Consider the following 25,974-nt stretch of genomic DNA (forward strand, 5'->3'; position numbering starts at 1 on the left):
CTAAACAGCCCAAAAATCGTATGAAGTCATCATACGATTTTATCTATTAATTAACTAAACTATGATACAAGTCAAGATATGACTTGCAAGCTGTATCCCATGAGAAATCGCACTCCATAGCTTGTTTTTGTAAGTTTCTCCAAACATCAGGATGGTTTCGATACAAGTCCAATGCTGTTTGGAAAGTCCAATTTAACCAATAAGGAGATAGATTGTCAAAGCTAAAGCCCGTACCGCTTCCTTCGATTGGATTAAAGGCGCGGACAGTATCTCGCAAGCCACCAACTTCATGAACCAATGGCAAGGTTCCGTAACGCATCGCCATCATTTGAGACAAGCCACACGGTTCAAAACGACTCGGCATGAGGAAGAGATCACAAGCAGCGTAGATTTCTTGAGCTAGTTTGACATCAAAAGTGATATTTACTGATAACTTATCAGGATAAATCTGAGCAAACCATGAGAAAGCTCCTTCAAAGGCTGGATCTCCAGTACCCAAAAGAACAATCTGAACATCTTCTTGCAAGATATGGTGCAGACTTTCGACCACCACATCAAAACCTTTTTGACGTGTCAAACGAGAAACAATTCCCACCAGTGGAACATCAGCTCTAACAGGCAAGCCAACTCTCTCTTGTAATTTCGCCTTATTTTGTGCTTTTCCAGACAAATCTTCCTGATTAAAATGATAATCTAAAAGAGCATCCGTCTGAGGATTATACAGGTCAGCATCAATCCCATTCACGATACCAGAGACCTTGCCAGATTCCATTCGAAGAATCTGATCCAAGTTACATCCGAACTGACTAGTCATAATTTCATGAGCATAACTAGGCGAAACGGTTGAAACACGGTCTGCATAGAGAATACCAGCCTTCATCCAGTTCAGACAGTTATTCCAGCGAAGGATTCCATCAGCATACCGTTCAAAGCCAACTCCAAACAAATCCCATAACATTCCTTCTGAAAATTGTCCTTGGAATTCTAAATTATGAATGGTTAAAACAGTTTTAATTCCTTGATAAGCTTGAATCCAACGGTATTTTTCCTTTAACAAGAACGGTATCATGGCTGTATGGTAGTCATGAACATGGAGAAGGTCAGGAATAAAGTCAATCCTTTCCATAGCCTCAATGGCAGCCAGTTGGAAGAAAGCAAAGCGTTCTCCGTCATCAAAATCGCCGTAAACATGACCACGGAAGAAATAATATTGGTTGTCAATAAAGTAGAAGGTCACACCGTTTAAGACTGTTTTCTTAATCCCACAATACTGTCTGCGCCAACCAACACTCACCTCAAAATGAAGAACATCTTCAATCTGATTTCCAAATTTAGCCTCTACCATGTCATAGTAGGGTAAAATTACTGCAACTTCATGGCCCGCTTTTACCAGTGATTTAGGAAGAGCGCCAATGACGTCTCCCAAACCACCTGTTTTTGAAAAGGGCGCACCCTCAGCTGCTACAAATAAAATTTTCATGAATGAATATCCTCTGTTACTTTGCTACCTTTCTTAACGACGACTGGATGTTCTGCAGTTCCACGGATCACAACTCCATCCGCAACTTCAACACCCTTGTCCAAGATAGCATATTCTACCTGAGCACCTTCTCCAATAACAACACGAGGGAATAAGATGCTATCTTTAACCAAGCTATCCTTATGGACATGAATATTACGTGATAAAACAGAATTAGCCACTTGACCTTCAATGATACTACCAGAGGCAAACTGAGAAGTGCTTACCTTAGATGTATTAGCATAATAAGTTGGCTCTTCGTTTTTTACCTTTGTGTAAATCTTTTGGTTTGGAGTAAATAGAGAGTAGAATTTTTGAGATTCAAGCATATCTTTATTAGCTTGGTAATAAGACTCTACAGAATGAATATTTGCCAGATAACCTGTGTACTCGTAGGCAAAAGCCCCTTCTTTTGCCGCCAAATCCCGTAAAACATAACGCAATTTCTCTGGATGTTCTTTCTTAGCTTCTTCTTCCAAACGTTCAATTAACCACGGTGTATCAACGACAAAGATATCTGTGGACATATTATAGACTTCATCTGATGATTTACTATCAAAGAGTTTATGAGAACGAACATGGTCTGTTTCATCCACTTCCAAAATCGCATTTACTTCTGAAATGTCTTTCTTAGCTAGTTTTTTATAAACTACAGTGATAGGCCCTTTTGTTGTACTGTGTAGGTGGAATACTTGATTCAAATCAATGTTAATCAAAACATCACAGTTAAGTGAAACTGTTTGGTTTGAACCAGAACGCTTCAAATAAGTAAGAAGCTGATGATAGTATTCTTTTCCAACTGTACTACTTTCCACACGGGTATTGTAAATACCTAGATAATAATGGCTAAGAAGGGTTGACAAGCCCCACTCACGCCCAGAACGGATATGGTCAAAGACTGAGCTGATATTGTCTTGTTGGAAAATACCGAAAATACTACGCACACCAGCATTAGCAAGACTTGAAAGCGGGAAATCAATCAAACGATATTTACCACCAAATGGCAAACTAGCTACTGGACGGTGGTCGGTCAATGTTGACATATCATGAAAACCAACTGTGTTTCCTAAAATGGCAGAATATTTATCAATCTTCATCTGTTGCTACCCCCACTACTTCATCATATCCTACAACTTGTACTTCTTCTGTTCCATCAATTTCGACACCATCAGAAATAACTGCACCTTCACCAATAATGGCACGTTTGATTTTAGCTCCCTGACCAACAATTGCACCACTCATGATAACTGAATCTACTACTTCTGCCCCTTCGCGAACTTGCGCACCTGTTGAGAGGATAGAATGTTTAACAGTTCCATCTACGAAACAGCCATCAACAACCAAGGAATCTTCCACGTGAGCATTTGCCCCAAGGAAGTTTGGTGGTGAAATTAAGTTTCTTGAGTAAATCTTCCATTGACGGTTACGGCTATCCAAGGCATTTTCTGGAGAAATGTACTCCATGTTGGCTTCCCAAAGTGACTCAATCGTACCAACGTCTTTCCAGTAACCATTAAATTCGTAAGCATAGACACTTTCACCTGACTCAAGGTAATTTGGAATGACATTCTTACCAAAGTCTGACATATCGACATTGCTCTTTTCAGCAGCAACAAGCATATTGCGAAGACGTTGCCAATCAAAGATGTAAATACCCATAGAAGCCTTTGTAGATTTAGGTTGAGCTGGTTTTTCTTCAAATTCAACGATACGATTATTAGCATCTGTGTTCATGATACCAAAACGACTAGCTTCTTTAAGAGGGACATCTAAAACTGCTACTGTCAAGCTGGCATTATTATCCTTGTGAGACTGGAGCATATCATCATAATCCATTTTATAGATGTGATCCCCAGACAGAATCAAGACATACTCAGGATTAACACTGTCTATATAGTCAATATTTTGGTAAATAGCGTGGCTAGTCCCCTCAAACCAACGATTTCCTTCACTTGCAGAATAAGGTTGAAGAATAGAGACACCAGAATTGATACCATCTAGTCCCCAGCTTGAACCATTCCCAATATGGTTGTTGAGAGCAAGTGGTTGGTACTGTGTAATAACTCCAACATTGTTGATACCTGAGTTGGCACAGTTTGAAAGAGCAAAGTCAATGATACGGTAGCGCCCACCAAATTGCACAGCTGGTTTTGCGATGCTCTGAGTGAGTTTACCGAGACGAGTTCCTTGCCCACCGGCAAGAATCAAAGCTAACATTTCATTCTTCATTTTCTACTCCTTTTTGGTTTTTACTTGTGACGGTTTTAGTAGGTTTCAAGCGACGTTTGATTTTCCATATACTTGCTCCCATAGCCGGTAGGGTAAAGGTCAAGGTCTGCTCATAATCTTTCCATAGTCCTTCTTGCGTTTGCACAGTTTGATTATGTTCTTTCCAAACGCCTCCCCACTCTTCTAACTCAGTATTCCAGACTTCTTCATAGATCCCTGCAACAGGAAGTCCGATTGTAAAATCTTTTCGTTCAACAGGTGCCATATTAAAGACGCAGACTAGCATGTCGTCCTTCTTACCCTTACGGATGAAGGTAAGAACACTCTGGTCTCGATTATCCGCATCAATAATTTCAATGCCATCATAGCTGGTATCAATTTCCCACAGACAGCGGTGGTCTTTGTAGAACTTGTTTAGCTGAGATGTAAAATACTTCATCTTCACATTCATTGGGTCTTCTAGGTTAGACCATTCCAACTGTTCTTCAGATTTCCATTCTAGGAATTGGCCGTATTCGCTACCCATGAAAAGCAATTTCTTACCAGGGTGACAAATTTGGTAAGTGTAAAGATTGCGTAAGCCTGCGAATTGATTATAACGATCTCCCCACATCTTATGCATCATACTCTTCTTACCATGAACCACTTCATCATGCGAGAATGGTAAGAGATAATTCTCCTTGAAGACATACATAAAGCTGAAAGTCACCAGATTAAAGTCATATTTACGGTAAATCGGATCTTCTTCATAGAAACGGAGGATATCATTCATCCAGCCCATATTCCACTTGTAGTCAAATCCTAGACCATCTGAATCCTTGGTGTCAGTAATCTGAGTAGCTGATGAACTTTCCTCAGCTATCATCATAACATCTGGATGAGCTTGTTTAATGACATCATTCAAGCGTTTTAAGAAATAATAGCCTTCGTAGTTTAGATTGCCACCATCCTTGTTAGGCGTCCATGGTGCATCATCATAATCAAGATAGAGCATGTTGCTAACTGCATCCACACGAATACCATCTAAATGGTAAAAATCAATCCAAAACTTAATACTAGAAATCAAGAAGGACTGGACTTCATTTTTTCCAAGGTCAAAATTGAGAGCTCCCCAACCATAGTTGTGAGCCTTATTATGGTCTTGGTATTCAAAAGTCGGTGTTCCATCATAATAGGCCAAGGCATCATCATTGATAGTAAAGTGACCAGGTACCCAGTCTACAATAACGCCAATATTGTTTAAGTGACATTCCTCAACAAAATCTTGAAATTCTTCAGGACGACCATAGGCATGCTCTAAAGCAAAGTACCCCATAAGCTGGTAACCCCAACTCAAACCGAGAGGGTGAGACATCAAAGGCATAAACTCAATGTGAGTATAGTTCATCTCAACCAAGTAAGGAATGAGTTCATCTTTCAATTGAGCAAAACTATAAGGACTTCCATCTGGATTTCTCTTCCACGATCCAGCATGAACTTCGTAAATATTGACCGGACGCTCTTCAAAACTCAAACGTTTCCTACGAGCTAGCCAGAGACCATCCTTCCATTTTTTCTCTGGGATTTCTGTTAAAATAGCCCCAGTACCAGGTCGTGCCTCATACCGTACAGCCAAAGGGTCAATCTTCATCAGCTGATGACCATTTGCACGCGTGATATGGTACTTATAAATTTGGCCTTCTTGAGCAAGACTGGTAAAGACTTCCCAGACTCCAAATTCATTCTGTTCCATCAGAATTTGATTTTCAACCCAATTGGTGAAATCCCCTACCAAGTGAACAGCCTGAGCATTAGGCGCCCACACACGAAAAGTATAGCCATACTCTCCATTTTTTTCTTCCCTATGAGCTCCCAGATAGTGCTGGAGGTGAAAATTTTCACCTGTCATAAAGGTTTCTAAAGCTTGTTTCTTATCCATACACCCTCCTAATTCTGTAAGCGTTTTCTATAGATTTATTATACTACCTTTTTAGGGAAGATTCAAGTAAATTACGGAATTTGCAAAAAAATCTTTTGAAAGTCTTCAACAAATTCACTGATGTGTTCACTTGTAAATCAAGAAATTTTCAGAAACGCTTTGAAAACGAATTGTTTTTTTATAATACTATCATAAAGTTCGTTATTTAGCTAACAAAAATATAATTTTAAGTAAAAAAATAAATCAGGAAACGAATCTCCTGATTTTATTGTTTTTATAGTAGTTTAGCATATTTTCGGCACCACTTCCAAGTAAAGTATAACGCACTATACTTTACTTCGTTAGGAAACACTTATGCTATAAACTGCACACATCCTACATAGACAATTGCCATTATGTTTTTTAATATTCTTCAAAACTATATCTTATACAAATTATTTAATCTTTCTAACTCTAATACATTCATACATACTTCTACTCCAGTAACTCCCCCCTTACTATGAATAACCCCACAAGAAAACACAATCCTCTCCTTACTCAAAATATTTGACAACACCACTAATGATTCTAAAATATAATCCTTTATAATAATAAAACTATTATTTTCATCTTTAACAAACTCTATAAATCCAATATCCTTACACCTATCACCAAGATGAAACCTAAGTGATTTCAAAAAATAATCAAAAAAAACATCACTACCCATAGAAAAGCCTTTAATTTTTTAAAAATATTCTGATATAATCATACAAAAATAAAATTGTAAATCTATTCTACAAAACTTTAAAGACGCTGGCACTGACGCCACCAACCATGTCTTTATCACTTAAATGGCTATTGGTCACCAATAGTTCTATATTTCCAGCATTTTCAAACTGGAAGTCTTGCCCTTTAGCATTAAATACAACCAGTAAATGCTCTTCCCCTTGAATCTCATAGACAATCCAACCACTATGTTCGTTGGCTGAATGAACAAAAACATGATGGTAAATCTCATCATAAGTTGGGTAAGAAAAGGCACTGCTTTCTGTCTTCAATCGAATCATCTGACGGATAAACTCAATACTATCTTGACGCTCATTAAGCAAGTCCCAGTTCACTTGGTTCACACTGTCTGGAGCATTATAGCTATTCATAGCACGTTCTCTATCATCATGGGTCAGCTCACCATTTTCACCAGTCGCAACCAGTTTGGTACGACCAAATTCTTGACCGATTTCCATAAAGGCCATCCCCTGCATGAGCAGATTCATGGCTGTGGCAGTTTCGACCTTGCGCATGATTTGCTCTGAACTTTGGTCTGGATGTAGGGTTGCCAACAAATCGTGAAGATTGTAATTGTCATGGGCCTCTACATAGTTAAGCACTTGATTTGGATGTGTATAGGTTCCTAATTCACGACTGCCTAGAATTGCTTTGGCAAGAATTGGCTCTGTCGCAGCACCACTAACAAAACCTGACTTGATAGCACCATAAACTTCTCCACCTTTGACAGCATCACGCTGATTGTCATTAAAGAAACCGATGTTAGGCATCTGGTAGGCATTGTCCTTCTTAGCCTTATCATAAGGTGCAAGACCTGTTCCCATATCCCATCCTTCTCCATAGAGGATAATGTTAGGGTCAATTTCATCCAAGCTCTGACGAATCATCTGCATGGTCTTGACATCATGAATTCCCATCAAGTCAAAACGGAAGCCGTCAATATTGTATTCCTGCACCCAGTATAGAAGAGAGTCAATCATGTACTTACGGAACATTTCGTGTTCACTGGCTGTTTCATTTCCAACCCCCGTTCCATTTTGGAAAGTACCATCTGGATTCATACGATAGTAGTAATCAGGGACAGTTGTTTGGAATGGTGCATCAACAACTGAAAAAGTATGGTTATAGACCACATCCATAATGACACCGATACCCGCATCGTGATAGGCTTGAACCATCATCTTCAAATCACGAATAACCTGAGCTGGATCCTCTGGATTTGTTGAAAGGCTCGTTTCTGGTGCATTATAGTTTTGTGGGTCATAACCCCAGTTGTAGGTTACATTCCCATCCGCATCGTATTCTTTGTGACGGTCTGCAATTGGTTGCAACTGAACATAATTGTAGCCCAGCTTCTTGATGTAATCAAAAGCAGTTGACTGACCATACTGGTTAACCGTTCCAGTCTGAGCAGCACCCAAGAAAGTTCCGCGAAGATGTTCATCCACACCTGAGGTCGGTGATTTGGTCAAATCACGAATGTGCATTTCACAAATAACTGACTTACATGGATTTGTCAAACGCCAAGTAGCCTCTGAACCGTGCTTAACCTCAAAGTTTTCAACTTGCTTTTCTGCATGGCTCAGAATAGCTGAACGTTTGCCATCAGGACTGGTTGCAATGGTATAAGGATCGCGTGTCAGTGTTTGGTGGTGAGGAAATTGGACTTGATACTGATAAGCCTTACCAGTCAAATCTTCCTCAACATCCAAACTCCAGACACCGATTGTATTGTCCTTATGATTATAGGAATAGCTATTGCCTCTCTCCATCTCAAATGTCTTCCAAACAGGAGCATCATTAGCAGCTGATTCATAAACGACAACCTGCACTTCTGTCGCTGTTGGAGCCCAGAGAGCAAAATGAGCTTGATTATCCTCTACATGGCAACCCAATTCACCTTGGTAACCCCAATGATGGTCAAAACTGGCACTGTTAATAGCCTTATCAAAGGCAAAAGGATTTTGATTTTTATAGAAAGGACTGGCAATAGCAGGATTTTCAGAATAATAAATCCTATCATCCCCTTCCAAAATCCAGACTTCTGTTAAAAGAGGATAGTGATTAAAACGGATAGCATATTCCTTACTGGTTTGACCTGTATGAACCACAAAATTCAAGCTTTCTACGGCATAAGCACTTGGGTGTTCAAAACTAAATAAGGCACCAAAATAATCTTCTTTGTAGGTCAGCAAATCAATTCGCTGGTCATGACTTTTTACAAAAGAGCAAGTATCGTATTCTCCATTCTTGCGATGATAATGAATGCGCATAGGGTAGTTATACATTTTTTATTTTTCCTTTTTACTTCTATTTTCTTTCTATTTCACTAATAAATTTTTGTCAATCTCGTCTCAATTAACAAACATAGTCATATTATCTAAACTCTGTTTTTAAACGATCATTACAGGCTTTCTAGCCAAGCTTCATCTCGAACTTCGATACCAAGTTCTTGTGCTTTTTGAAGTTTGCTTCCAGCGTCTGCTCCTGCCACGACGAGGTCGGTCTTTTTAGACACACTGCCTGTTACCTTGGCACCCAAACTTTCGAGTTTGCTTTTAGCTTCTGAGCGCTTGAGACGTTCCAATTTTCCAGTCAATACAACGGTCAAACCTGACAAGGTCGCATCTGCCACTACAGTCTGACCTTTATAATCCAGATTGACCCCAGCTTCTTTCAATTCTCTGAGGAGAATTTCAGAGCCTTCTGTCGCAAAATAAGTCTGGAGACTCTTGGCAATCACACCACCCAGACTTTCAATACTAGCCACTTCCTCTGGATCTGCCTGAGCCAGATTTTCAATCGAGTGAAAATGTTGGAGTAAAAGCTGACTGGCCTTGCTTCCGACATGGCGAATTCCCAAACCAAATAAGAGCTTCTCGGCAGAATTTTCCTTAGATGCTTGAATGGCTTGATACAGTTTAGCAGCAGACTTTTCCTTGACCCCCTCTAAAAGGAGGAAATCTTCTTCTTGCAAACGATAAATATCCGCCACATCCTTGACTAAATTGGCAGCGAAAAGCTTCTCAACAATAGATGGACCAAGGCCTGTAATATTCATAGCATCTCGAGAGGCAAAGTGGATCAAACCTTCCATGATTTGGGCAGGACAACGCGGATTGATACAACGCAGGGCCACTTCATCTTCAAAGTGCAACAAATCAGAGTCACAACTTGGGCAGTTTGTAGGGATATCTAGTTTTTCTTCAGAAACCCGTTTGGACTCTACCACACGTAAAACAGCAGGGATAATATCTCCAGCTTTATAAACGATAACCGTGTCGTCTTTGCGGATATCTTTTTCAGCAATATAATCCACATTGTGCAGAGTTGCACGGCTAACAGTTGTCCCAGCAAGCTGAACGGGAGTCAGATTGGCAGTTGGAGTCACAACGCCCGTACGACCAACTGTCCAATCAACTGATAGGAGTTGTGCTTCTTTTTCTTCAGCTGGGAACTTGTAGGCTACTGCCCACTTTGGAGCCTTAACGGTAAAACCGAGTTCTTCTTGACCTGCTAGGTCATTGACCTTGATTACCACTCCATCAATATCGTAAGGCAGATTTTCCCGTTCTTGTCCTACTTCTTGGATAAAATCCCAGATTTCATCTATATTTTCAGCCAGAATTCGCTTAGGATTGACTACAAAACCTAGTTGTTCAAGGTGCGTCAAAACTTTTTCTTGACTATCACGAGTTGACGGGCTGGCTTCTTGATAAAGGAAAGTCGCAAGATTTCGCTTGGCAACTACTGCTGTATCCAACTGACGCAGGGTGCCTGCTGCCGCATTACGAGGATTGGCAAATTCAGGCTCTCCATTTTCTTGGCGAGCTTGGTTAACATGGTCAAAAGAAGCGCGTGGCATATAACATTCCCCACGAACTGTGATATCTAGTTCTTCTGGCAAAGTCAAAGGAATGTCCTTAACACGTTTGATATTTTCTGTGATATTTTCACCAATAGAACCATCTCCACGCGTTGCCCCAGCAACTAAAATCCCCTTTTCATAAGTCAGCGAGATAGACAAGCCATCGATTTTTAGCTCACAAATATAGGTTGGAAGAGCCACTTCCTTACGAACACGCGCATCAAAAGCTTCAAGCTCCTCACGTGAAAAAGCATCCTGCAAACTATAAAGAGGATACTGATGACTGTATTTTTCAAAACCATCTAAAACCTTGCCACCAACACGATGGGTCGGACTGTCTGCTAACACTTGCTTTGGATAAGCAGTTTCTAACTCGACCAACTCACGGTAAAGACGGTCATACTCACTGTCTGAAACCGACGGATTATCGCTGGTATAATACTCAGTCGCATAGCGATTGAGCAAGGCGACTAACTCATTCATTCTTTTATTCATAAAACCATTTTACCATAAATTAAGCCCTCCTCACAATGGAGAAGGGCAGAAAACTTAGAAATCTTACACCTGCTCTGATAATTCTTCCCACTCAAGCATAGCTTCTTCCTGACGATGGCTGATTTTGTCCAGTTCAGCCTGCAATTCCACCAGTTTGCCGGCATCGTTTGTTTCCAACATTTGTTCAGAAATGTCTTGGCTTTGACTTTCTAACTCTTCGATTTCAGCTTCTAGACTTTCGATTTGTCGCATGAGTTTACGGGCTTCTTTTTGACTTTCTTTCTGAGCTTGATAGTCATTAACTGGACTTGCTTCTTTTGCTTGATTAGTAGTTGAAATTTCCTCAGTTTGAATCATTTCTACTTCTGCTTTCTTCTCGACATAGTAGTCGTAATCTCCAAGATAGAGAGTTGATCCATTCTCAGACAATTCCAGTACATGAGTTGCCACACGATTGATAAAGTAACGGTCGTGACTGACGAATAGAAGAGTTCCATCAAAGTCAATCAAGGCATTTTCCAACACTTCCTTGCTATCAATATCCAAGTGGTTGGTTGGCTCATCCAGAATCAAGAAGTTGTTGTTTTCCATGGAAAGTTTAGCGAGAAGTAAACGGGCTTTCTCGCCACCAGACAGCATGCCGACTGATTTTTTAACATCATCTCCTGAGAAAAGGAAGGCACCTAGACGGTTACGAATTTCAACTTCTGGTGTCAGTTTAAAATCATTCCAGAGTTCATCCAGTACAGTATTACTTGGTGTCAGCTTGCTTTGGGTTTGGTCATAGTAACCAACCTCAACATTGGCGCCAAAGCGCTTCTCACCCTTGATAAAAGGAATCTGGTCCACAATAGACTTGATAAAGGTTGACTTGCCAATACCATTTGGTCCAACAATAGCAACAGCATTCATCTTACGAAGGTCTAGGTTGATAGGATCTGACAATATTTCCCCATCATAGCCAATAGCTGCATTCTCAACAGTCAAAACAACATTGCCCGACGTTTTTTCAGACTGGAAGGTCATGTTGGCTGATTTCTTGCCAGCTTCAGGTTTGTCCAAACGCTCCATTTTTTCCAGTTGTTTGCGTCGAGATTGGGCTCGTTTGGTCGTCGAAGCACGTACTAGATTGCGATTGACAAAGTCTTCCAGAGCAGCGATTTCCTTTTGTTGCTTTTCATAGTTTTTTGCCTCAGTAGCTAGCTTTTGCTCCTTTAACTCAACAAAACGAGAGTAATTCCCCACATAACGATCCAAGGAATGCTTGGTCAAATCTAGCGTAATTGTCGCAACCTTATCTAAGAAATAACGGTCGTGGCTGACGATAATGAGGGCACCGCTATAATTTACCAAGTAATTCTCTAGCCAGGCTATAGTTTCAATATCTAAGTGGTTAGTTGGCTCGTCCAAGACCAAGAGATTTGGCTTTTCAAGAAGCATTTTGGCAAGTGCCAAACGAGTATTTTGACCACCTGAAAGCTCGGCAATTTTCATCTGCCACATAGACTCGTCAAACTTAAATCCATTCAAAATCGCTCGAATATCAGCTTCATAGGTAAAGCCACCTGCTTGGCGAAAATTCTCAGATAAACGATCATAATCTGACATCAGTTTGTTCAAATCCTCACCAGACTTTTCACCCATCTCTAACTCCATCTGACGCAGTTGTTTCTCCGTCCGACGTAAGTCATCAAAGACATGAAGCATTTCATCGTAGATGGTATTTTCAGACTCAAAACGGCTATCTTGGGCTAGGTAAGACAGAGAAATATCTTTTTTCTTATTGATTTCTCCACTAGTTGGCTCCTCTTCTCCAACCAAAATCTTCAAAAGAGTAGACTTACCTGCACCATTTTTCCCAACGAGAGCAATCCGGTCTCGTTCATCAACTTGTAGGTTAATATTATCAAAAAGAACCTCTCCTGCAAAAGAACGTTCAATTCTATTAGCTTGTAAAATAATCATAAGAGTAGTATAGCATGTTTCCCTAAGGCATTCAAGACTTGATAAACCGGCATATGTCACTACTTTTCTGTAAATTATGCTAGGGTTTTACTAAAATGCTAAAAAATGCTATAATGTGAACGGTTAAAACAATTTACAAAAAGGAGAATTTCAATGTCTTACCAAGAAAATTACCAGAAATGGGTTGATTTTGCGGAACTTCCTGACTACCTTCGTCAAGATTTAGAAAATATGGATGAAAAAACTAAGGAAGATGCCTTCTATACAAATCTTGAATTTGGTACTGCAGGTATGCGTGGCTTGATTGGTGCGGGTACAAACCGTATCAACATCTACGTTGTTCGCCAAGCTACTGAAGGATTGGCTCGTTTGATTGAGTCAAAAGGTGGAAACGAAAAAGAACGCGGTGTAGCAATTGCCTACGATAGCCGTCACTTCTCACCTGAGTTTGCCTTTGAATCTGCGGCAGTTCTTGCTAAACACGGCATCAAATCTTACGTATTTGAAAGCCTTCGTCCAACTCCAGAACTATCATTTGCAGTTCGTCACCTCAACTGTTTTGCGGGTATCATGGTCACAGCCAGTCATAACCCTGCACCATTTAACGGATACAAGGTTTACGGTGAAGACGGTGGACAAATGCCTCCACACGACGCAGACGCTTTGACTACATATATCCGTGCAATCGAAAATCCATTTGCTGTAGAAGTTGCTGATGTGGAAGCTGAAAAAGCTTCTGGCTTGATTGAAGTTATCGGCGAAGCTGTCGATGTTGAATACCTCAAAGAAGTTAAGGACGTAAACATCAACCCAGCCTTGATTGAAGAATTTGGTAAAGACATGAAAATTGTCTACACACCACTTCATGGTACTGGTGAAATGTTGGCTCGTCGCGCTCTTGCCCAAGCAGGATTTGACTCTGTTCAAGTCGTTGAAGCGCAAGCAACTGCCGATCCTGACTTCTCAACTGTAAAATCTCCAAACCCAGAAAGCCAAGCAGCCTTTGCCCTTGCTGAAGAACTTGGTCGTCAAGTTGGTGCAGATGTTCTTGTGGCAACTGACCCAGACGCTGACCGTGTTGGTGTTGAAGTTCTTCAAAAAGATGGTAGCTACCTCAACCTTTCAGGTAACCAAATCGGTGCTATCATGGCTAAATACATCTTGGAAGCCCACAAAAACGCTGGAACTCTTCCAGAAAACGCAGCCCTCTGCAAATCTATCGTATCAACTGACTTGGTAACGAAGATTGCTGAAAGCTACGGCGCAACCATGTTCAACGTTTTGACAGGTTTCAAATTTATCGCTGAAAAAATCCAAGAATTCGAAGAAAAACACAATCACACATACATGATGGGATTTGAAGAAAGCTTCGGTTACTTGATTAAACCTTTCGTACGTGATAAAGACGCTATTCAAGCCGTTCTTGTCGTTGCTGAACTTGCTGCCTACTACCGTTCTCGTGGTTTGACACTTGCTGACGGTATCGAAGAAATCTACAAAGAATACGGCTACTACGCAGAAAAAACTATCTCTGTTACCCTTTCAGGTGTTGATGGTGCTGAACAAATCAAAGCGATTATGGCTAAATTCCGTAACAACGCTCCAAAAGAATGGAATGCAACAGCTATCACTGTAGTAGAAGACTTCAAGGCTCAAACTGCCACTGCTGCTGACGGTACTGTTACAAATTTGACAACTCCTCCAAGTGATGTGTTGAAATACACACTTGCTGACGGTTCATGGATTGCCGTTCGCCCTTCAGGTACAGAACCAAAAATCAAGTTCTACATTGCAGTTGTAGGTGAAACCAACGAAGAATCACAAGCTAAGATTGCTAACATCGAAGCAGAGATCAATGCTTTTGTAAAATAAAGTCCTATAAAAGATGAGACCAACCAATCTCATCTTTTTTCGTATCAAATCTAAGCAATTTTAGAAACTTTATGGCATACTAGACTTATCAATGAAAGCGAGGTAATCTCATGGAACAATTTTTAGATAATATCAAAGACCTTGAAGTCACTACAGTTGCGCGTGCGCAAGAAGCTCTTGATAAAAAAGAAACTGCAACCTTCTTTATCGGTCGCAAAACTTGCCCTTACTGCCGTAAATTTGCAGGTACATTGGCAGGTGTCGTAGCTGAAACAAAAGCACACATCTATTTCATCAATAGTGAAGAACCAAGTCAACTAGATGCATTGCAAGACTTCCGATCACGTTACGAAATCCCAACTGTACCAGGTTTTGTTCACATTGCAGATGGACAAATCAATGTCCGTTGCGACTCTTCAATGTCAGCACAAGAAATCAAAGAATTTGCAGGATTGTAAAAAAGCCACTCATCGAGTGGTTTTTAAATGGTCAAAGTTACCTTTTTTCAAGCAAATCTTGTATCATCCGATGCAGTTCTTCGATTTTCTCAGATTGTTTCTCTATTAATATTCTTTGGCTCGATAATTCGTCTTGGAGTTTATCAAGTTTTATCTGTTCAACTGGATTATCTTTTACAAAAAAGTTCGTAAAGGCACTTGTTAACATTCCTATTGTACTAATCCCTACCAACATTAATAAAACAGCTAGCCATTTCCCAAAAAGGGAAACTGGAACAATATCACCATAACCAACAGTGGTTACTGTCACAAGAGCCCACCAAAGACTATCTGAGAAAGATTTTTCTTCAACTACAGATAAAATTGAACTTCCTACTAGAACAATAAAAATATTAACATACAAGATATAAATCAGGCCATTTGTCCGTAAGAATCTACTAATATTTCTTTCTAATTTACCTGTAAGTCCAATTATTCTAAGTAAACGAGTCAGTTTCAGTAATTTTGTCAGCCTTGCTAAGCGGAAGATACGCCCTAATCGCAATACTGTAAAAATAGCATTTAAAGGAAGGATAGCTAACAAGTCAAAGATATTTTCAAGTATAAACCTCCATTTTGCTTTACTTGAAAAGAACCGCCAACCATAATCTACCACAAACACAAACCAAAGTAGCAAGTCAATAATACTGTATGGAGGACTGTCTAAATCAATCATCTCAGCAAATCCAAGTAATACCAGAATAACAGAGATTAAAGCAAGTAAAATAATTGTTGTATCATAATAATCTGCAAAAAACCATTTTTTCTTCAAATTTTACTCTCCTCACTTTCTATACTGTTATTACTCAACTTTAATTCAATAAATATCTCTCCGATGACCAACTTCTAAAGTAGCAATGACTAATTCATCATCTACAATTTGTACGATAACTCGATAATTACCAATTCTATAGCGCCATTGACCAACGCGATTACCAACCAAAGCCTTTCCGTGTCGTCTTGGGTCTTCCAAAACATTGGTTTGTAAATAGTTTGTAATTATCTTCTGCGTATAACGATCCAATTTTTTCAATTGCTTGATGAAACGTCTTGTTGGAACTAATTTATACAAATTATTCATCCTCCAAGCCTAAATCATGCATCATTTCTTCCCAAGTAATGGGTTCAACTCCTTTTTCCAAGTCTTCTAAATACTCTTGATAGGCTAAATCTGCCACACGAGCATCGTATTCATCTTCTAGAGCTTCAAGAGTTTTGGTGCGGATAAGTTCCGACAGGGAAACTCCTTCAAACTTAGCCATTGCTTTCATAAATGTTTTGTCAGCTTCAGAAACTTTTAATGTAATAGTAGTCATTTTTTGCACTCCCTTTTTTAATGGTAACACCATTGTATTACTTTTTAGGTGTTCAGTCAATATAAAAAGAACACCTTCTCAGCGTTCTTTCTATATGTCTGTCAATGGTGTTGCGGTATCTGGTGAGGTATCATAAACCTTAAAGTCTACTCCGACTCCCAGATCAGCTTGAGCTAGCTGATTGACCATAGTCATGTGAGCCAGCTCCTTGATATTGTTTTCCTTAGACAAGTGACCAAGGTAGATTTTCTTAGTGCGATTTCCTAAGGTACGAATCATAGCTTCGGCACCATCCTCGTTAGAAAGGTGACCGAGATCCGATAGGATTCGTTGTTTGAGTCGCCAAGCATAAGAACCTGCTCGCAGAATCTCTACATCATGGTTGGACTCGATAAGATAGCCGTCCGCATTTTCGACAATTCCCGCCATACGGTCACTAACATAACCTGTATCAGTCAGCATGACAAAACTCTTATCATCCTTCATAAAGCGATAGAACTGCGGTGCGACGGCATCATGGCTAACACCAAAACTCTCGATGTCGATATCTCCAAAGGTTTTGGTTTTGCCCATTTCAAAGATATGCTTTTGCGAAGAATCTACCTTGCCAAGATACTTGCTATTTTCCATAGCCTGCCAGGTCTTTTCATTGGCATACAAATCCATACCATACTTGCGAGCCAACACACCGACTCCATGGATATGGTCAGAATGCTCATGGGTAATCAAGATGGCATCCAAGTCTTCTGGCTTGCGATTTATTTCAGCAAGTAGGCTGGTGATTTTCTTACCAGATAAGCCTGCATCCACTAAAAGTTTCTTTTTTGGGGTTTCCAGATAAAAGGAATTTCCACTGGAACCCGACGCTAAAATACTGTATTTAAAGCCTGTTTCACTCATTCTGGTCTTCTATTTCGTCCTCCCATACTTCTTCCTTCACTGCATCCTTATCATAAGGGAGCACAATGGTAAAGGTTGATCCCTTACCATATATACTCTTGGCCCAAATAAAACCATTATGTTGTTTGATAATTTCTTTAGCGATAGACAGTCCTAGCCCTGTTCCACCTTGAGCACGGCTTCTAGCACGATCCACACGGTAGAAACGGTCAAAGATACGTGGTAAATCCTGCTTAGGAATACCCAAGCCTTGGTCTGAGATGGATAAAATCATCTGATCATCAGTTGTCTTCATGGTCACTGTGATTTTTCCACCATCTGGAGAATATTTAATGGCATTGTTGAGAATATTATCAATCACCTGTGTCATCTTGTCTGTATCAATTTCAATCCAGACAGAGGTAATCGGATAATCTCTGACCAATTCATATTTCTTTTCTTCGTCTGATCCCCTCATCTTATCAAAGCGGTTAAGGATAAAGGTAATAAAGGCAGTAAAGTTAATCAGTTCCACATCTAGGTGACTGGTCGCATTATCAATCCGTGAAAGATGGAGGAGATCCGTCACCATTCGCATCATACGGTTAGTTTCATCTAGAGATACCTTGATAAAGTCTGGTGCGACAGGTTCTGACAAGGCCCCCTCATCCAAGGCTTCAAGATAGGATTTTACACTAGTCAGAGGCGTCCGTAGCTCATGACTAACGTTCGAAACAAAGAGTCTCCGTTCGCGCTCCTCCTTCTCCTGCTCCGTCGTATCGTGTAAAACAGCAACCAAACCAGAAATAAAGCCAGACTCACGACGAACCAAGGCAAAACGTACACGAAGGCTCAGATATTCACCATTGTCATCCTGAGAATCAATCATGAGCTCAGGAATTTGGGTAATCAAATCACGAAGTTCATACTCATCTTCAATCTGAAGCAATTCTAGAATACTTTTATTGAGAACCTCTTCCTTCTGAACACCTAGCTGTTTCTTGGCCATGTCGTTAATCATAGTAATCTTGCCACGACGATTGGTCGCAAGAACTCCGTCTGTCATGTATGAGAGGATACTGTGTAATCGTTTACTCTCTTGTTCCAGATTTTCTTGGGTCAAGCGGATTACTTCTGATAAATCATTAAGATTATTGGTAATATTAGTGATTTCAGAGCTTCCCTGCATATCCAATACCTGAGAATAATCTCCTGCAATCAGGTCCTTTACCTTTTGATTGATTTGCTTCAACCGAATGTTATCCCTACGATTTTCTAGTAAAAGCAAGGTCACAACTAAAATAAAGCCAAGTAGAATGAGGATAAAGATAAAATCACTGGTTAAAACTGTGTCTTTTATTAGTTTAATCATTATTTCTCATATAATAACCAACACCGCGACGTGTTAGAATATACTCTGGACGACTTGGTGTGTCTTCAATCTTCTCACGCAAACGTCTGATGGTTACGTCAACAGTCCGAACATCTCCGAAATAATCATAACCCCAGACCGTTTCAAGCAAGTGTTCACGCGTAATCACTTGACCGATATGAGAAGCCAAGTGGTACAAGAGTTCAAATTCACGGTGGGTTAAGTCTAGTTCCTCACCGTATTTCTTAGCCACATAGGCATCTGGCACAATCTCCAAGTCCCCAATTTGCAAGGGTTGGGTTTTCTTTTCATCAGAATCCTGATTATCTACAGAAACCAAGTCCGTACGACGAAGAAGAGCTTTAACACGTGCCTGCAACTCACGATTTGAGAAGGGTTTGGTTACATAGTCATCTGCCCCAAGTTCTAAACCGATAACCTTATCAAATTCACTGTCTTTAGCTGAAAGCATGATAATAGGTACACTACTAGTCTTGCGAATAGTCTTAGCAACTTCTAAACCATCAATTTCTGGAAGCATCAAATCCAAAATAATAATATCTGGTTGCTCTGCTTCATATTGCTCTAGCGCTTCACGACCATTAAAAGCAGTTACAACCTCGTAACCTTCCTTGGTCATATTAAACTTGATAATATCCGAGATTGGTTTTTCATCATCTACAATTAATATTTTTTTCATTTGTTCACCTTTTTCTCTACTATTATATCAAAAAAATAACAAGAAAACACAATAGCTAGTCTTTGCTACTGTCTAACTTGGCTTGTGCATAAGCCTGCCAGATTTTTTGTTGGGGTTTGGCAAGTGGAACATCCTTGAACTCTTCTGGTGAAAGCCAGCGAACTTCCCTATCGGAAAAGTTATGAAAATCAGTCACCTGACCTGCTACAATTTGAACATGCCACTTACGATGGCTAAAGACATGCTTGACAGTGTCAAAATAAACATCAAGCCAATCAACATCTAGGTCATAGTCCTGCTGAAAACTCTCCTCTGGACTGGGACCAAAGTTCACACTTTCTTCCGCAACCTGATGAAAGAGGTCAAACTGCTCTTCTTGCGAAAAGTTATCAACTTCTATCAAGGGGAAATGCCAAAAACCTGCCAAGAGCTTTTCACTTTCATTTTTTTCAAGTAAAAATTGTTCCTGAGTATTTTTGACCACCAAGGCTTTTAGATAAATGGGAACTGGCTTTTTCTTGGGAGCCTTGATTGGATAACGGTCCATGGTTCCATTCTGATATGCCGCACTAAAGTCCTTAACTGGGCTTTCTTCTGGTCTGGGATTTACAGGCGCCTCAATATCAGATCCTAAGTCCATCAAAGCTTGATTAAAATCACCCGGACGCTCTGGATCAATCAAGATTTCCATCATTGCCTGAAAAATTTTACGATTACTTGGAATCCCAATATCGTGGTTGACTTCAAATAGACGCGCCAAAACACGCATGACATTACCATCTACAGCTGGCTCAGGCAAGTTAAAAGCAATACTAGAAATGGCGCCTGCAGTGTAGGGACCAATTCCTTTCAAGCTGGAAATTCCTTCATAAGTGTTTGGAAATTGACCATCAAAGTCAGTCATAATCTGCTGGGCTGCAGCCTGCATATTGCGTACTCGAGAATAATAACCCAAACCTTCCCAAGCCTTCAACAAACGCTCTTCAGGCGCATTCGCCAAACTTTCTACTGTTGGAAACCAGTCCAAGAATCGATCGTAATAAGGAATAACCGTATCCACCCTGGTCTGCTGGAGCATGATTTCAGATACCCAGATGTGATAAGGATTTTTACTTCTTCGCCAGGGTAAATCTCTTTTGTTTTCATCATACCAGGCAAGAAGTTTCTCACGGAAAGAAACAATCTTCTCCTCTGGCCACATGACAATACCGTATTCTTTCAAATCTAACATATCTCTAGTATAACACAGAAGATTCTAACTGTCCTTTTCCTAGTATTAATACTCTTCGAAAATCAAATTCAAACCACGTCAACGTCGCCTTGCCGTACTCAAGTACAGCCTGCGGCTAGTTTCCTAGTTTGCTCTTTGATTTTCATTGAGTATAAAAAACCTCTTCCCAAGGGAAAGAGGACTAAATCTTATTGATGAACAGCTTGGGCTGCTGTGATAAGGGTTAACTTGTAAACATCATCTGCATTACATCCACGAGAAAGGTCGTTAACTGGCTTGTTCAAACCTTGCAAAACAGGACCAACAGCCGCAAAACCACCGAGACGTTCGGCCATCTTGTAGCCGATATTTCCTGCCTCGATACCTGGGAAGATGAAGACATTTGCTTGACCAGCTACTGTACTTCCAGGAGCTTTCAAAGCTGCAGTTTCAGGAACAAAGGCTGCATCAAATTGCAACTCACCATCGATTTCAAGGTCAGGGCGCAAGTCGTGAGCAATTTTAGTTGCTTCAACAACCTTATCAACGCTTTCACCAAATCCAGAACCTTTAGTAGAATAGCTCAGCATGGCAATTTTAGGTTCGATGCCAAACATCTTAGCTGTGATTGCTGAATTAATAGCAATTTCAGCCAAGGCTTCTGCATCTGGATTGATATTGATGGCACAGTCTCCAAACAGATAACGTTCAGTACCACGAACCATGAGAAAGGCACCTGAAGTACGAGTTACATTTGGACGAGTTTTGATGATTTGAAGGGCTGGACGAACTGTTGAAGCTGTTGAGTGAATCGCTCCTGACACCATTCCATCAACCAATCCCAAGTAAACCAACATAACACCAAAATAGTTGACATCTTCAACCAAAACCTTGCGTGCATCTTCTTCAGACATTTTGCCCTTGCGACGTTCTACCAAGGCAGCAACCATTTCTTCAAATTTATCGTAGTGTTGAGGATCAATGACTTCATAACCGTCCTCGATACCTTCGATTTCAAGATAAATTTTAATTTTTTCAGGATTTCCAAGCAAAACAGGAATCACTTCTGTTTCTTTTACCAGGCGTTTAGTCGCTTGAAGAATACGAGGTTCTTCCCCTTCAGGGAGAACAATACGAGCATTTTTACCAACTAAGTTGGCTTTGAGACTTTCAAAAACTTCCATGAGTTTTCTCCTTTAAGATAATAATTATACTCTGAAACAGTTTTTATAGAGTATCAGTTGATAACTGGGTAATAAGATTGCTAAAATCATCCGGCAAGGGACTTTCTAATTGTAAGTCTTGCTCTAAAAATGGATGATAAAAGGATAGGTAATGGCAATGCAGGGCTTGACGCTGAATTCCATCGTCTAGACTACCACCGTACAAATCATCTCCCAACAAAGGAAAACCAATATGAGAAAAATGGACTCGGATTTGGTGGGTTCGACCAGTGTGCAGGCGAATGTCAACCAAATGAATATTCCCATAAGATGCTACAATCTTGTAAGAAGTATGAGCATACTTTCCACCTTTGGCTACACGTCTGGTAATAATAGAGTCTTCATCACGCGCAATCGGAGCAATAATTTCACCCTTTGATTCCAAATATCCATCACCTTTAACTAAGGCAAAGTAGCGTTTCTCGATAGATTTCTTCTGCAACTGCTTGTCTAATCGTGCATGGGCATAGCCGTGCTTAGCAAAGAGCATCAAGCCAGAAGTATCTCTATCAAGTCTAGTTACAATGTGAACCTGCTGATTTTCATATTTTTGCTTGACGTAGTAACCCTTGATAAAATTGGCAATGGTATTGGAGTGATTGACACTAGGAATAGAAGCCACTCCATAGGGTTTATTTAAAACTAGAAAATGATCATCCTCATAGAGAATGTCTAATGGTCTCTCGATAGCTTCTAGAGTTTCAAAACCTTCCTCAGCAGGAATATCGATGATAACAAGGTCTCCAATATCCAATAGATAGGTTGCATTTTGTGGTTGATCATTGACCAGAATAGCTCCACCTCGAAACTTAATCTTGGCCAGAAGCCCCTTAGAAACCTCATGCTTTTTCAAAAAGGTCTTAACCTTGACATGTTCATCTGCGATAAATTCAAACCTCATTCATCCACCTCGCCGATAAAAGCATCCTTAACGCGGTTCCAGAAACTGGTATGGCTAGGTGATGCGACAAAGTGAATCTTATGATGGTCGATTTGATACTCAATACGCCCAATATTACGGAAAGAATACACGCTATTGTCAACCGAAATAGTATGGTAATCGTTTCTCGTTGGAATGAGTTCAATCTTATCCTTCTTAGGAACAATAATGGAAGAGCCCAGGGTTCGATAGACACGATTATTAAGGCTAGCAATTTCCGTTAATTGTAAAGCTTCAATGGTTGGGTGTAAAACAGCTCCGCCAAGTGATTTGTTATAGGCTGTACTACCAGTCGGTGTCGAAACTGTTAGCCCATCTCCACGAAAACGTTCAAAGTGGACACCGTTAATCACAACATCCGCCACCATGGTTCGATCAGACCTGCGGATGCTGGCTTCATTTAATGCTCTGAAAATCTTCACTTCACCATTTTCAAGAAAGACCTTCACATTTAGAACAGGGTAAGAGACTCTTGCTCCGGTATCTAGCTGCAAATTAGTCACTAGCTTATCCAACTCAAAATCACGGTAGTCCGTATAGAAGCCCAAATGTCCAGTGTGAACACCAATGAAGCGGACCTTGTCAAGCTGGTTTTCGTACTTATGAAAGGCCGACAAGAGCATACCATCCCCACCGATGGAAATAACGATATCTGGATTGGTATCATTGAGTATAAACTGATTTCTCTTCAAACGATCTCGCAATTCATACAAAACCCTTTGACTCTGCGGTTTTCTATTAGCTATCAGGTCAATTCTTTTACCTGTATTCTTCATCTGTATCGTCACTGTTTCCTACACCATCATTTAATTTTCTACTCAAAGGATCAAAAAGTGCCTGGGCTTCCTGGATATCATCTCGAATTTTACCCATTTCTTCATCCAACTGATGAGCAATCTTGGCTGTAATTTCCAGTCGCTTCTTTATCTCCTCTGGGAAATCCCCTTGGTACTTGTAGTTGAGAGAATGTTCTATCGTTGCCCAGAAATTCATGGCCAAGGTACGTATTTGAATTTCCGCCAAAATGGTTTTAGCACCATTGATAGTGTCAACCGTATATTCTACTACCACATGATAGGAACGATAGCCTGATGCTTTTCGATGAGTAATGTAATCTCGCTCCTGTATGATCCGCATATCCTGACGCTTGCGCAAAATCTCCACTACTTCCTTGACGTCATCTACAAACTGAACCATCACACGCAAACCAGCAATATCTTGCAAATCGTGCTCTAAGGTCGCATAAGTAATGCCACGCCGAGCCATTTTTTCCCTGATGCTCTCAATTGGCTTGACTCGGCCAGTCACAAACTCAATCGGAGAATGCCTATTTTGCTTACGATATTGCTTCCGAATACCACGTAGTTTAATCTTTAACTCACCAACAGCTTGAATGTAAGGATCTAGAAATTCTTCCCATTCTATGGTCATATATTCTCCCTTGTTCTCATATTATCCTTCAAAAATATCTTTGATTTTTTCTCCAGATTCATATACAATAAATACAAAGCTATTATATCATATAATCCGCTTTCAACGATAAAGAAAAGGTAAGAAAAATGAAACATTTAGAAATTGAATTGAAAACACTCTTGAAAAAAGATGAATATGATCGTCTAAAAGACCAGTTCACAGGTGTCACTCCTGTTCTTCAAAAAAATTACTACATCGACACGCCTGATTTTGAACTGAGAGAAAAGAAAGTTGCTATGCGCATTCGAACCTTTGAAGACTGGGCAGAATTGACACTCAAAGTCCCGCAAAGTGTTGGAAACATGGAATACAATCAAAAATTGCAACTAAAAGATGCTGAAAACTATCTGGCTAAGGAAGAACTTCCTCAGGGACTGGTTCTTAATGAATTGGTGAAACATGGTATTAAAACAAGTGAATGGCAGATCCTTGGTTGTCTAACGACACTTCGCTATGAAATGCAAACAGCTATTGGTCTCATGGCGCTGGATGAAAGTCAGTACTTTGATATGACAGATTACGAATTAGAGCTTGAAGTTGAAAATCACGAGCAAGGGAAACAAGATTTCCAGCAATTTTTAGAGGAAAATCAGATTGCTTATCAAAAAGCTCCCTCAAAATTGGTCCGATTTGTTAAAAGCATGAAAAATAGCTGAAATAATCTCTATTTTTTGGTAAAATAGAAAAGATAAAATACCAAAATCCCAGTTCATATAAGCTAGGCAGATATGACTAGGATTTAAAAAGTTTACAGAGGACGGTCTATAATGTCAGATAGAAAAAACATGAAACTTTTCGCACTCAACTCTAACCAAGAGATTGCACAGAAAATTGCTCAAGCTGTTGGTGTCCCACTTGGAAAACTATCATCACGTCAATTTTCAGATGGAGAAATCCAAGTGAATATTGAAGAAAGTGTCCGTGGTTATGATGTTTACATCATCCAATCAACAAGTTTCCCTGTTAACAACCACCTAATGGAATTGCTTATCATGGTCGATGCTTGTGTGCGTGCAAGTGCCCACAGCATCAACGTTGTTCTTCCATATTTTGGTTATGCACGTCAAGACCGTATCGCTTCACCTCGTGAGCCACTTACAGCGAAACTAGTTGCCAATATGCTGGTTAAGGCTGGTGTAGATCGTATCCTTACACTTGATTTACATGCCGTTCAGGTTCAAGGCTTCTTTGATATTCCTGTCGATAACCTCTTCACAGTGCCACTATTTGCAAAACATTACTGCGATAAGGGCCTACTTGGGTCAGATGTTGTTGTCGTCAGCCCTAAAAATTCAGGTGTAAAGCGTGCCCGTAGCTTGGCTGAGTATCTTGATGCTCCTATCGCCATTATCGACTACCCTCAAGACGATGCTACTCGCAACGAAGGTTATATTATCGGTGATGTTGAAGGTAAGAAAGCCATCTTGATTGACGATATTTTAAATACTGGACGCACCTTCTCTGAAGCTGCTAAAATCGTTGAACGTGAAGGGGCTACAGAAATTTATGCTGTTTCTAGCCACGGTCTCTTCGTTGAGGGAGCTGCTGAACTTCTCGACAATACTAATATTAAAGAAATTCTTGTGACTGATTCAGTAGCAACAAAAGAAAAAACTCCTAAAAACGTATGCTACATCACTGCTAGTGAGTTAATTGGTGATGCCATCGTCCGTATCCACGAAAGAAAACCAGTCAGCCCACTCTTTGCCTACAACAAAAAGAAATAAGGTGAT

General features: G+C 40.2%; 23 protein-coding genes. 4 read left to right on the top strand and 19 right to left on the bottom strand.

Annotated features, from left to right (window positions below; genetic code table 11):
• Positions 1 to 46 precede the first annotated feature (46 nt).
• The 8 genes from glgA to O3664_RS01500 all read right to left on the bottom strand — a co-directional run bounded on the left by glgA (position 47) and on the right by O3664_RS01500 (position 12,759).
• A complete protein-coding gene (glgA, locus tag O3664_RS01465; RefSeq protein WP_371613527.1) occupies positions 47 to 1,480 on the bottom strand; it encodes a glycogen synthase GlgA in 1,434 nt (477 codons plus the stop codon).
• Complete coding sequence (gene glgD / locus O3664_RS01470) at positions 1,477 to 2,616, bottom strand: glucose-1-phosphate adenylyltransferase subunit GlgD (RefSeq protein ID WP_000687026.1); 1,140 nt, start codon at positions 2,614 to 2,616, stop codon at positions 1,477 to 1,479. Before glgD ends, glgA begins: the two co-directional genes overlap by 4 nt.
• A complete protein-coding gene (locus O3664_RS01475) occupies positions 2,606 to 3,748 on the bottom strand; it encodes a glucose-1-phosphate adenylyltransferase (RefSeq protein WP_020902830.1) in 1,143 nt (380 codons plus the stop codon). Before O3664_RS01475 ends, glgD begins: the two co-directional genes overlap by 11 nt.
• Positions 3,738 to 5,666: a 1,4-alpha-glucan branching protein GlgB gene (gene glgB, locus O3664_RS01480; RefSeq protein WP_084928485.1), complete on the bottom strand. Its 1,929-nt coding sequence runs from the start codon at positions 5,664 to 5,666 to the stop codon at positions 3,738 to 3,740. The genes O3664_RS01475 and glgB overlap by 11 nt, the downstream gene beginning before the upstream one ends.
• Positions 5,667 to 6,084: 418 nt before the next feature.
• Positions 6,085 to 6,372, bottom strand: coding sequence for a hypothetical protein (locus tag O3664_RS01485; protein WP_192855432.1), 288 nt, complete (start codon positions 6,370 to 6,372; stop codon positions 6,085 to 6,087).
• 67 nt (positions 6,373 to 6,439) lie between these two features.
• Complete coding sequence (gene pulA, locus O3664_RS01490) at positions 6,440 to 8,719, bottom strand: type I pullulanase (protein ID WP_261061665.1); 2,280 nt, start codon at positions 8,717 to 8,719, stop codon at positions 6,440 to 6,442.
• A 116-nt stretch (positions 8,720 to 8,835) separates the two neighbouring features.
• Entirely contained in the window at positions 8,836 to 10,794 is a 1,959-nt protein-coding gene (gene ligA, locus O3664_RS01495; RefSeq protein ID WP_371613528.1) for an NAD-dependent DNA ligase LigA, read from the bottom strand.
• Positions 10,795 to 10,857: 63 nt separating this feature from the next.
• Positions 10,858 to 12,759, bottom strand: coding sequence for an ABC-F family ATP-binding cassette domain-containing protein (locus O3664_RS01500; RefSeq protein WP_084947058.1), 1,902 nt, complete (start codon positions 12,757 to 12,759; stop codon positions 10,858 to 10,860).
• 153 nt (positions 12,760 to 12,912) lie between these two features.
• Here O3664_RS01500 and O3664_RS01505 point away from each other — a divergent pair, with 153 nt between their 5' ends.
• Complete coding sequence (locus O3664_RS01505; protein WP_000121686.1) at positions 12,913 to 14,631, top strand: phospho-sugar mutase; 1,719 nt, start codon at positions 12,913 to 12,915, stop codon at positions 14,629 to 14,631.
• Between the two features lie 110 nt (positions 14,632 to 14,741).
• Positions 14,742 to 15,089: a thioredoxin gene (locus tag O3664_RS01510; protein ID WP_371613529.1), complete on the top strand. Its 348-nt coding sequence runs from the start codon at positions 14,742 to 14,744 to the stop codon at positions 15,087 to 15,089.
• 37 nt (positions 15,090 to 15,126) lie between these two features.
• Here the strand turns inward: O3664_RS01510 and O3664_RS01515 are convergent, their stop codons facing one another.
• The 11 genes from O3664_RS01515 to O3664_RS01565 form a co-directional block, all read right to left on the bottom strand.
• Entirely contained in the window at positions 15,127 to 15,900 is a 774-nt protein-coding gene (locus tag O3664_RS01515; protein ID WP_084928478.1) for a potassium channel family protein, read from the bottom strand.
• Between the two features lie 45 nt (positions 15,901 to 15,945).
• Positions 15,946 to 16,200 (bottom strand): type II toxin-antitoxin system RelE/ParE family toxin, encoded by a 255-nt coding sequence (locus O3664_RS01520; protein WP_004239453.1) that lies wholly within the window; start codon positions 16,198 to 16,200, stop codon positions 15,946 to 15,948.
• Between the two features lies 1 nt (position 16,201).
• Positions 16,202 to 16,444, bottom strand: a complete 243-nt coding sequence (relB, locus tag O3664_RS01525) for a type II toxin-antitoxin system RelB family antitoxin (protein ID WP_000208079.1) — start codon at positions 16,442 to 16,444, stop codon at positions 16,202 to 16,204.
• Between the two features lie 90 nt (positions 16,445 to 16,534).
• A complete protein-coding gene (locus O3664_RS01530) occupies positions 16,535 to 17,344 on the bottom strand; it encodes an MBL fold metallo-hydrolase (protein WP_000004964.1) in 810 nt (269 codons plus the stop codon).
• Positions 17,337 to 18,695 carry a cell wall metabolism sensor histidine kinase VicK gene (vicK, locus tag O3664_RS01535; protein ID WP_024057596.1) on the bottom strand — a complete coding sequence of 453 codons (1,359 nt, stop codon included), beginning with the start codon at positions 18,693 to 18,695 and terminating at the stop codon, positions 17,337 to 17,339. The genes O3664_RS01530 and vicK overlap by 8 nt, the downstream gene beginning before the upstream one ends.
• Positions 18,688 to 19,395, bottom strand: coding sequence for a response regulator YycF (yycF, locus tag O3664_RS01540; RefSeq protein WP_024057595.1), 708 nt, complete (start codon positions 19,393 to 19,395; stop codon positions 18,688 to 18,690). The genes vicK and yycF overlap by 8 nt, the downstream gene beginning before the upstream one ends.
• A gap of 55 nt (positions 19,396 to 19,450) precedes the next feature.
• Positions 19,451 to 20,626, bottom strand: a complete 1,176-nt coding sequence (gene mutY / locus O3664_RS01545; RefSeq protein WP_371613530.1) for an A/G-specific adenine glycosylase — start codon at positions 20,624 to 20,626, stop codon at positions 19,451 to 19,453.
• A gap of 188 nt (positions 20,627 to 20,814) precedes the next feature.
• Positions 20,815 to 21,789: a phosphate acetyltransferase gene (gene pta, locus O3664_RS01550; protein WP_000451571.1), complete on the bottom strand. Its 975-nt coding sequence runs from the start codon at positions 21,787 to 21,789 to the stop codon at positions 20,815 to 20,817.
• Positions 21,790 to 21,832: 43 nt separating this feature from the next.
• Positions 21,833 to 22,729 (bottom strand): RluA family pseudouridine synthase, encoded by an 897-nt coding sequence (locus O3664_RS01555; protein ID WP_261061680.1) that lies wholly within the window; start codon positions 22,727 to 22,729, stop codon positions 21,833 to 21,835.
• Positions 22,726 to 23,544, bottom strand: a complete 819-nt coding sequence (locus O3664_RS01560) for an NAD kinase (RefSeq protein ID WP_254754177.1) — start codon at positions 23,542 to 23,544, stop codon at positions 22,726 to 22,728. Before O3664_RS01560 ends, O3664_RS01555 begins: the two co-directional genes overlap by 4 nt.
• Positions 23,528 to 24,199, bottom strand: a complete 672-nt coding sequence (locus O3664_RS01565; protein WP_371613531.1) for a GTP pyrophosphokinase family protein — start codon at positions 24,197 to 24,199, stop codon at positions 23,528 to 23,530. Before O3664_RS01565 ends, O3664_RS01560 begins: the two co-directional genes overlap by 17 nt.
• A 128-nt stretch (positions 24,200 to 24,327) precedes the next feature.
• Here O3664_RS01565 and O3664_RS01570 point away from each other — a divergent pair, with 128 nt between their 5' ends.
• Both O3664_RS01570 and O3664_RS01575 read left to right on the top strand, forming a co-directional pair.
• The gene (locus tag O3664_RS01570) at positions 24,328 to 24,897 is read left to right on the top strand and encodes a CYTH domain-containing protein (protein WP_261113692.1); all 570 of its coding nucleotides are present in this window, start codon (positions 24,328 to 24,330) and stop codon (positions 24,895 to 24,897) included.
• A 111-nt stretch (positions 24,898 to 25,008) separates the two neighbouring features.
• On the top strand, positions 25,009 to 25,968 hold the full coding sequence (locus O3664_RS01575) for a ribose-phosphate diphosphokinase (protein ID WP_001283818.1): 960 nt from the start codon (positions 25,009 to 25,011) through the stop codon (positions 25,966 to 25,968).
• Positions 25,969 to 25,974: the final 6 nt, after the last annotated feature.

Source organism: Streptococcus sp. 27098_8_109 (assembly GCF_041432295.1).
Taxonomy (GTDB): Bacteria; Bacillota; Bacilli; order Lactobacillales; family Streptococcaceae; genus Streptococcus.